This window comes from Muricoccus nepalensis (genome assembly GCF_006438825.1).
Classification (GTDB): Bacteria; Pseudomonadota; Alphaproteobacteria; order Acetobacterales; family Acetobacteraceae; genus Roseomonas; species Roseomonas nepalensis.
Map to the genome: position 1 here is coordinate 1 of NZ_RCZP01000085.1, position 7,299 is coordinate 7,299.

Below are 7,299 nucleotides of genomic sequence, written 5' to 3' on the forward strand. Positions count from 1 at the left end.
GGTGTGCCGGCGGAAGGCGACGATGATCGCCTCCTCCTCGACCGAGAGAACCGTGGACTTTGGCTCCTTCGGGCCAGTCGGCAGATCGGTGACAGACCCACGCGCCTTCCACTTGGCGACCGTTTTCGGGTTCACTCCATAGCGCTTGGCCAGCCCTCTCAGGCTCTCTTGACTATGCTGTATCGCTCGACGGATTGCCTCCGTCGTTGTGGCGCTGCCATGGAGAACCTGGCCCATAGTGCGTCCTTCCGCTCAGGGGAGAAGACTGCACCATCAAACCCTGGGATCAAACACCTAGCCGAGCTGGAACAAGCTGCACGCCAGCTAACTTTGCTGGCGTAGTTTTTTTTAGCGGAGTTGGCGCCACGCCGAGGTGCTTCTGATCGGGGCCATTCTGGCACCGGGCAAGCGCACGGTGACCAGCCTGCTGCGCGTCGCCGGGCTCGCACGGGAACGGCGCTTCGTGAACTATCACCGGGTGCTCAGCCGGGCGGCTTGGAGCTCCCGAGCGGCGTCGCGTCTCCTGCTGGGCCACCTTATCAGGGCTTTCGCGCCGAGCGGGCCGGTGGTGCTGGGCATCGACGATACGATAGAGCGCCGCCGCGGCAAGCGGATCGCCGCCAAAGGCATCTACCGCGACCCCGTGCGCTCCAGCCACGGGCACTTCGTGAAGACCTCCGGCCTGCGCTGGATCAGCCTGATGTTGCTGGCGCCGGTCCCTTGGGCCGGGCGGATCTGGGCACTTCCCTTCCTCACCGCCCTGGCGCCCTCGGAGCGGTACTGCCGGGTGCACGGCCTCCAACATAAGAAGCTCACCGACTGGGCACGCCAGCTGGTGGTGCAGGCCCGTCGCTGGCTGCCGCAGCGAGAGATCGTGGTGGTCGGCGACAGCGGCTTCGCCGCTCTGGAGCTGTTGGCTGAGCTCGCCCACCACAAGGTCACCAGCATCACGCGCCTGCGCCTCGATGCGGCGCTCTACGACCCGGCGCCGCCTCGACTGCGCGGAACCAACGGCCGCCCCCGCACCAAAGGTGCCCGGCTCCCGAACCTGTCCGAGGTGCTGAAGGGCACCCACACGCGCTGGCAGCCGGTGACGGTCCCGGGCTGGTACGGCGAGGGCGAGCGCGAAGTCGAAGTCTGCACCGCGACCGCCGTTTGGCGTCACGGCGGCATGCCCATCGTGCCGATCCGCTGGGTGTCGGTCCGCGATCCCCAACAACGGTTCGCCCCGCAGGCTCTGCTGTGCACCGACCTACACCGCGCGCCCGAGCAGATCCTCAGTTGGTTCGTCCAACGCTGGCAACTGGAGGTCACCTTTCAGGAAACCAGGGCGCATCTCGGCGTCGAAACCCAGCGCCAATGGTCGAACCTCGCCGTCGCCCGCACCACGCCATGCCTGCTCGCGCTGTTCTCCCTCGTCACCCTCCTGGCCGCGCAGCTCAGGCCGTCAGACCGAGAGGCCGCAGACAGCAGTGCCTGGTATCGCAAACCACGTCCAACCTTCAGCGACACCCTCGCTGCCGTGCGACGCCACATCTGGCGCGAGCAGGGTTTGCTCACGTCACGGCGCAACCGCCATGTTGCGAAACCCCGACCAGAACTCCAACGCGCCTTGGCTTACGCCATCTGCCACGCCGCCTGATGGCCAAAGTCGAGCTCAGATGGTCACCGAGACTTTGACGAACGTAAGCGGTTGTTCGATTGAATTTTTTTCAGCACTACCTGCAACGCCATCGCTTTGTAGAAGCCTTCCTCATCGTCCGCCTCTGCGAGTTTATTTATTTTTACTTTCACTCGCTCTTCCAATGCCACAGATAGGCCTGGGTTGCTCGCCGTGAGAGCTTCCACAAGTTCCTCAACCATCAGCAAGACACCCTCAATCGAGGCGACGAGTTTTTCATTTTCTGTCATTGCCTGTTTCGTTCCTTCGTCATCTTTCTTAAGTAAGCCTGTTCTATGGTGTCTTGTGTATTACACCCATGCCTTAAAGCTGGATCCGAGTTGCGGGTGAGGCTCCTAAAGTGGATCGGCTACTACAACGCCGGACGGCCCCAGTCCGCCCTGGCCGGGCGCACGCCCGACGATGCATATGGGATGGGCCGCGGTGGAGAGACTGGCGGCCCAACAAAAACCGGGACGGCCGCGAGGTCTTCGCGCGGCTGTAAGGGCTGCTACAGGGCGTTTGGCCTGGCTCCCTTGACCGGCTTTGCCGCCTTGCCCGCCTTGCCCGCCTTGGTCGGCGTCGCGCCCCCGGGCGTCCCTGTCTCTAATCCCTCTGTGCTCGCCTTCTTGGGCATGATGCCGTCGAGCGGATGAACCGACTCTGGTGTGATTTCCGCATGGGCGGGGATGGTGATTCGCTTCTGGTATGACTTGGCGGGGTAGGCCGATGGGGCGTGCACTGGAGATCCGGAGGGACGTGGCGAGTGCAGGCGATCTCCGACGTTTGGCGCGGCGTAAGGAGAACCTACGGACGGCGACGCGGATGCTGGCAGTGCGCCGGACAACGCCGAGGGTTTGGAAGGCTTGCGAGACAGGCTCAAGCCGGGTCGGCCTCCGACGCTGAGCGAGCCCGAGCAGGCGGTGCTGGTCGCCACCATTCTGCGCGGGCCTGACTGGAGCGGGATGGCGGGGCGGAGTGGACGCTGCCGATGCTGTGCCGCTGGATTGAGCGCCGCTTCGACAAGCGCCTTCACCCGGCCAGCCTGTCGCGGGTGGTGAGGGGACTGGACCTGTCACGCCAAAAGACCAGGCCGCGGCACCCCGAGGCCGACGAGGCAGCCAAGGCCGCCTTTGCAAAAGCAACCATGCTTTTCGTTTCGGTAGGTTCAGTCAGTTCGCGACAGCTCGAGGGGGCGGCTCCGGTTGCCATGTTGCGTCTCGAGTGATGAGGGCATTGGCGATGGCTACGAGCTTACGGGCGCAGGCAACGGTGGCGAGGGTGTGGTGCTTACCGGCTTCGCGGAGGCGTCGGTAGGTTGCTTTCAGCAAAGGGTTCCAATGCTGAGCTGCGGTAAAGGCAGCGAGGAAGACCGCGCGGCGGAGGCGGCTCCTACCACCGGCGATGTGTCGGCGTCCTTCGTGCTCGCCGCTATCGGCATTGAAGGGGGCAACACCGACCAGCGCAGCAGCCTCGGCGCGGCTGAGGCGACCGAGTTCGGGCATGGGGATCACCAAAGTCACGGCGGTGATGTCGCCGACGCCTGGGATGCTGAGCAGGATATCGAGGCGGCGGGCAAGGTCGGGCTCGGCCCGAAGCCGGCCCAGCAGGCGTACGAGTTGCTTGGCGCGGCACTTGGCAAGGCGGCTGGATCTCAGCTTGGAGGAAGCGTAGCGACGCAGCCTCGGCGTAGCGTTCAAGGCGTGTTTTAAGGCGGGCAATGTCCTCGGCGAGCTGCTCGATGAGGGTCAGGTGCTCGGCGAGCGGTGCCAGGCGCGGATCCGGAGCCCGGCGGCTCGCGTCGGCAGCGGCGGTGACCTCGGCGATCAGCGCGGCGTCGATCGGATCGGTCTTGGCTCGCCGCTTTTGGAAGCGGCGCCAGCCGTGCACCTGCATGGGGTCGAGGACGAGTACCACAAAGCCATGCTGGCGAAGGTGCTGTGTGACTGCGGCCTCGTAGTGGCCGGAAGCCTCAAGACCGACGCGCTGCACACCCAAGTCTCGCAGGCGGTCGGCGATGAGGGCATGTCCGTCAGCATCATTGGGTGCCGTGAAGCGCTTGGTGCTCCCGGTGACGGCCACGTCGAGGGTACGCTTGGAGACATTGATACCGGCCGAAGCCGGCATGGTTGAGATATTGGGCATCCTCGTCGACCCATCCTTGCGGTTGATCCGAACCTGCTGTTCCAGCAACCATCCGGGTCCGATGAAGAAGGACGGTAGCGATCCTGCTTTTGCCCAGCCCGTAACGGCTCTGGGGACTGCGATCCGACCACCGACCACCGGGCTTGAAATGGCCATCCCAAGTCCGGCAGCAGAGAGAATAGCCGCCCCAACTCATACAAGGGGGCTGCGCCGCGCCGTAGCCGCGGTCGCCGCCAATCATCCAGGTCAGCGGATCGAACTCTGGTTCCAGGACGAGGCCAGGGTGGGCCAGAAAGGCCGCACCGGCCATCGCTGGTGGATGCGCGGCCAGCGCCCGCGAGGCTGTGCGACCAGCTTCGCCCCGGTCCTGTCGGTGGTGTCCACCATGGCCATGGGCGTGTTTCTGGAGCACTTCGCCGCTACCCTCGCGCCCGACGTCCACGCCGTCCTCGTGCTCGAGCAGGCAGGCAGGCTGGCACGGCTCACGGCAGCTCCGTGTGCTCACCAACGTCACTCTGGTCCCTCTACCGCCCTACGCACCCGAGTTGAACTTCATCGAGCGCGTCTGGCTCCTCCTGCGCGAGCAGTTCCTCTCCTAGCGCAAGCAGCGTCTGCTGAAGGTGCTGGTTCAGACCGGGCTGTGAGTGACCACGAAGCACCTCAACTATCAGTGCAGCATCGTTATCATTGGAGGATGGCATATCCTCCGATCACCACCAGGGGAGGCTACAAAAGCTAACGTTTCCGTCGATAAAAGCCATTCCGTGCCGATTCAGCGTCTTGGCCGGGTACCCTCCTTTGGCGTCTCTGCCGCGGTGTGGAACCTTGCAACCATCGTGTTGAGGAAGTCTTGCTTCAATACGATCCGTTAAGGAGATTGCATACATCTTCAGTGCTCTGAAAAACCCACCTCAACCCCTGGCCCGAGTGCACCCTCCATGTCGCTGCGCCTGACCTCCGATCGCCGCTTCCAGAGCGAGTTGCGCTCGGTCCTGGCTACCCTGCAGTGCCTGTCCGACTACGCGGCCGAGCAGGGCGACGCGCAGTCCGCCGCCATCCTGGGCAACGCCGCCGGTCTCATGGAGCTGTCGCTCGTCGGTCCGGCGACCCAAGCGCCCGTCCGCCCGCCGGTCCCCACCCGCGAGCAGATCGCCAAGGCCTACGCGTAGGTCTCTCCGCCCCGAGGGCCTTCACCACCGCGGAGGTCGACACGCAATCCGTTTATGGCTCTACTGCGCGGCGAGATCCTCGTAGCAAAGCACATCGACCACCAGCGCCCTCCACTGCCGCATCATCTTGACCATGCGTTTGACCTCGCCCCCGGTCTGTCGGTCCGGGCCCGCCACGTCGCCACTCTGCGGACCAACAGCGAAGTTTCCGTTATCAGCAGGCGCCCGGCCTGCTCTCAGCCTTCCTCGGCCGCCTCCAGGCGGGTGAACTCGGCGTCAAACAGTGCTGCCAAGCGTGTTCGCAACGCGATCCCGCGGACCAAGTCGCCCCGGACCGGCGCCTCCGCCAGCACCTGCTCCATCTGCCCACGCAGCGTGCGGATCAGTTCCAGGCGATCGCCCGCCGCGCTTCGCCGCAGCATCACCTCCAGGGCCCCCGCGATGGACGCCGCTACCAGGCGGTCAAGGTCATCTTCCGGTGGGTCGAACCCTTCGCTCATCGTTGCGGCCTTTCACGAAAGGTTTCGCGCCTCGCCTCCGCCCTTCCTGTTGCGGTCGTTCCAGGCTGCGATTTACCCTTCGTTTACCACTCGATCTAAGAGTTGCTAAAGCCCAACGAAAGCACAAAGAGGCGGGTTGTCTTAACAGGAGCGCTCCATGCCCGACGACGGCCAAGGCCTGCCCGAACCGGCCGAACGCCTCGCCCTCGCCCTCGACGCCACCCGCGCCCTGGCCGAGCACGCGCGAGCGCTGCACCTCACCGAGGCGGACGAACTCCTCGCCGGCCTTCTCGCTCTCCTCCTGGCCCATGGCGTCACCCACGAGGGCACGCCGTAGCACGACGCGCGGGCGCTCAGCCCCTCGGCCTCTCCGCCGCAGCGCCAGGCGGACGACCCAGCGTGATCACCAGCCCGAGCTGCGATCCGAAGCGCTCCAGGGACTTGGTTCCCTTCATCGGCACGGGAATGCTGCAGCTCCGGCAGTGGCCGATCAGCGCAGCCATCAGGTCGGCGCCGCCGAGCGTCACCTTCTGCGGCTTGTCTTTCTCCGCACCGGGCAGGGCGCGGTCGGGCCGAACGAGGATGGAGAAGCTGACGGGCGCGTCGGCCGGCGTCTCGGTCAGGCCGGCGCCCACGACCGTGCCGCTCGGCATCGCCACCCCGCGCGCGCGATTGTGGCTCGTGATCGCCTCCACCACCTCGGTGACCGAGAAGATGAGGTGGCGCAGTTCGGTGGGCATGGATCTCACTTCGATAAGGCGTTCCGGCTGCCGCGGAGTGGCCGTGTGCTACCCTGGTCGCGCAGCCCCCAGGAGGGCCGCCGCGCGGTCGGTGAGCTGGACCGCAGTGACCGGTTTGCGCAAGAGGCTGAAGGAGCCGCGCACCGCGCCGTCCAGGGCCAGCGCCGCCGCGTCGCCGGCGTAGCCCGTCAGCAGGATCGCCGGCAACCCGGGGCGGCGCCGCTGCGCTTCGCGGATCAGCGCGACTCCGTCCAGTCCCGGCATGGACAGGTCCGACACCAGCAGATCCACTTCCTCACCAGCGTCGAGCAGAGCGAGCGCGGTCGCGCCGCCCTCGGCCTGCACAACTCCGTAGCCGTGGTCCGCCAGCTGCTCGGTCAGCACCTCGCGCACGAGATCCTCGTCGTCCACCAGCAGGATGCGCCCGGCGACCGCCTCCGTCGCGCTCACGGCGGTTACGCCCGCTCTCCCGTCCGTTGCCGTGTCGGTCACCGGCAGCCAGAGCGCGACCTCGGTTCCGCGCCCGGGCTCGCTCGAGACGGTCAGCGCGCCGCCCGACTGCTCGGCGAAGCCGCGCGCCATCGCCAGGCCGAGGCCGGTGCCCTTGCCCGCGGCCTTGGTCGTGAAGAACGGCTCCATGGCCCGGGCGAGGGTCGCGGCGTCCATGCCGGTGCCGGTGTCCTCAACGAGGAGGCGGAGGTAGGCGCCCGGCGGCAGGCGCTTGGCAGGACCGTCCGGGATCCTCTGCTCGCTCGCCGAGAAGGTGAGGCAGCCGCCGCCCGGCATGGCGTCGCGCGCGTTGGTGGCGAGGTTGACCAGCACCGTTTCGAGCTGCCCGCGGTCCGCCAGCAGCGGCGGGAGACCCGCCGTGACCGCAACCACGGTCTCGACGCCGGCGCCCAGCGTGTGTGCCAGCACCTCGCGCAGCCCGGTCAGCAGGGCCGACACCTCGACGGCCTCGGCCCGCAGCTCGCCCGGCGCGAGAAGGTGAGCAGCCGCTGCGTGATGGAGGCGCCGCGGCGGGTCGCGTCCTCGATCATGCGAGCGAGGCGCTCGACACCGGCCGCGTTCCCGGGCCGCCGACG

The 7,299-nt window shown here is 66.6% G+C and carries 10 protein-coding genes and 2 pseudogenes; 5 read left to right on the forward strand and 7 right to left on the reverse strand.

Annotated features, from left to right (window positions below; genetic code table 11):
• Positions 1–237: pseudogene (locus EAH89_RS30025) on the reverse strand (IS481 family transposase); the annotation flags it as partial.
• Positions 238–364: 127 nt separating this feature from the next.
• Here EAH89_RS30025 and EAH89_RS30030 point away from each other — a divergent pair.
• Positions 365–1,642, forward strand: a pseudogene (locus EAH89_RS30030) (IS701 family transposase); the annotation flags it as partial.
• Positions 1,643–1,665: 23 nt separating this feature from the next.
• Here the strand turns inward: EAH89_RS30030 and EAH89_RS30035 are convergent.
• Entirely contained in the window at positions 1,666–1,911 is a 246-nt protein-coding gene (locus EAH89_RS30035; RefSeq protein WP_140887723.1) for a hypothetical protein, read from the reverse strand.
• A 734-nt stretch (positions 1,912–2,645) separates the two neighbouring features.
• Between EAH89_RS30035 and EAH89_RS30040 the strand changes: the two genes are divergently transcribed.
• On the forward strand, positions 2,646–2,888 hold the full coding sequence (locus EAH89_RS30040) for a helix-turn-helix domain-containing protein (RefSeq protein WP_277753914.1): 243 nt from the start codon (positions 2,646–2,648) through the stop codon (positions 2,886–2,888).
• Here the strand turns inward: EAH89_RS30040 and EAH89_RS33680 are convergent.
• The gene (locus tag EAH89_RS33680; RefSeq protein ID WP_408906338.1) at positions 2,833–3,165 is read right to left on the reverse strand and encodes a transposase; all 333 of its coding nucleotides are present in this window, start codon (positions 3,163–3,165) and stop codon (positions 2,833–2,835) included. The genes EAH89_RS30040 and EAH89_RS33680 overlap by 56 nt on opposite strands.
• The gene (locus EAH89_RS33685; RefSeq protein WP_408906339.1) at positions 3,092–3,961 is read right to left on the reverse strand and encodes an IS110 family transposase; all 870 of its coding nucleotides are present in this window, start codon (positions 3,959–3,961) and stop codon (positions 3,092–3,094) included. Before EAH89_RS33685 ends, EAH89_RS33680 begins: the two co-directional genes overlap by 74 nt.
• 188 nt (positions 3,962–4,149) lie before the next feature.
• On the opposite strand from EAH89_RS33685, the gene EAH89_RS33360 reads away from it, so the two are divergent.
• Complete coding sequence (locus EAH89_RS33360; RefSeq protein WP_338325564.1) at positions 4,150–4,404, forward strand: transposase; 255 nt, start codon at positions 4,150–4,152, stop codon at positions 4,402–4,404.
• A gap of 339 nt (positions 4,405–4,743) precedes the next feature.
• Positions 4,744–4,974 carry a hypothetical protein gene (locus EAH89_RS30055; protein WP_140887729.1) on the forward strand — a complete coding sequence of 77 codons (231 nt, stop codon included), beginning with the start codon at positions 4,744–4,746 and terminating at the stop codon, positions 4,972–4,974.
• 236 nt (positions 4,975–5,210) lie between these two features.
• Here the strand turns inward: EAH89_RS30055 and EAH89_RS30060 are convergent, their stop codons facing one another.
• Positions 5,211–5,474, reverse strand: a complete 264-nt coding sequence (locus EAH89_RS30060; protein ID WP_140887731.1) for a hypothetical protein — start codon at positions 5,472–5,474, stop codon at positions 5,211–5,213.
• Between the two features lie 157 nt (positions 5,475–5,631).
• Between EAH89_RS30060 and EAH89_RS30065 the strand changes: the two genes are divergently transcribed.
• Positions 5,632–5,811 carry a hypothetical protein gene (locus EAH89_RS30065; protein WP_140887733.1) on the forward strand — a complete coding sequence of 60 codons (180 nt, stop codon included), beginning with the start codon at positions 5,632–5,634 and terminating at the stop codon, positions 5,809–5,811.
• Positions 5,812–5,827: 16 nt separating this feature from the next.
• On the opposite strand, the gene EAH89_RS30070 is transcribed toward EAH89_RS30065, so the two are convergent.
• Together EAH89_RS30070 and EAH89_RS30075 are read right to left on the reverse strand one after the other, a co-directional pair.
• Entirely contained in the window at positions 5,828–6,214 is a 387-nt protein-coding gene (locus EAH89_RS30070) for a hypothetical protein (protein WP_140887735.1), read from the reverse strand.
• Positions 6,215–6,262: 48 nt separating this feature from the next.
• Positions 6,263–7,162 carry an ATP-binding protein gene (locus EAH89_RS30075; protein ID WP_140887737.1) on the reverse strand — a complete coding sequence of 300 codons (900 nt, stop codon included), beginning with the start codon at positions 7,160–7,162 and terminating at the stop codon, positions 6,263–6,265.
• Between the last annotated feature and the right edge of the window lie 137 nt (positions 7,163–7,299).

Bases quoted from the DNA above. Each gene is read 5' to 3' on its own strand.
- EAH89_RS30035 (WP_140887723.1), bottom strand. From the start codon at position 1,911: ATGACAGAAAATGAAAAACTCGTCGCCTCGATTGAGGGTGTCTTGCTG.
- EAH89_RS33680 (WP_408906338.1), bottom strand. From the start codon at position 3,165: ATGCCCGAACTCGGTCGCCTCAGCCGCGCCGAGGCTGCTGCGCTGGTC.
- EAH89_RS33685 (WP_408906339.1), bottom strand. From the start codon at position 3,961: ATGGCCATTTCAAGCCCGGTGGTCGGTGGTCGGATCGCAGTCCCCAGA.
- EAH89_RS30055 (WP_140887729.1), top strand. From the start codon at position 4,744: ATGTCGCTGCGCCTGACCTCCGATCGCCGCTTCCAGAGCGAGTTGCGC.
- EAH89_RS30060 (WP_140887731.1), bottom strand. From the start codon at position 5,474: ATGAGCGAAGGGTTCGACCCACCGGAAGATGACCTTGACCGCCTGGTA.
- EAH89_RS30065 (WP_140887733.1), top strand. From the start codon at position 5,632: ATGCCCGACGACGGCCAAGGCCTGCCCGAACCGGCCGAACGCCTCGCC.
- EAH89_RS30070 (WP_140887735.1), bottom strand. From the start codon at position 6,214: ATGCCCACCGAACTGCGCCACCTCATCTTCTCGGTCACCGAGGTGGTG.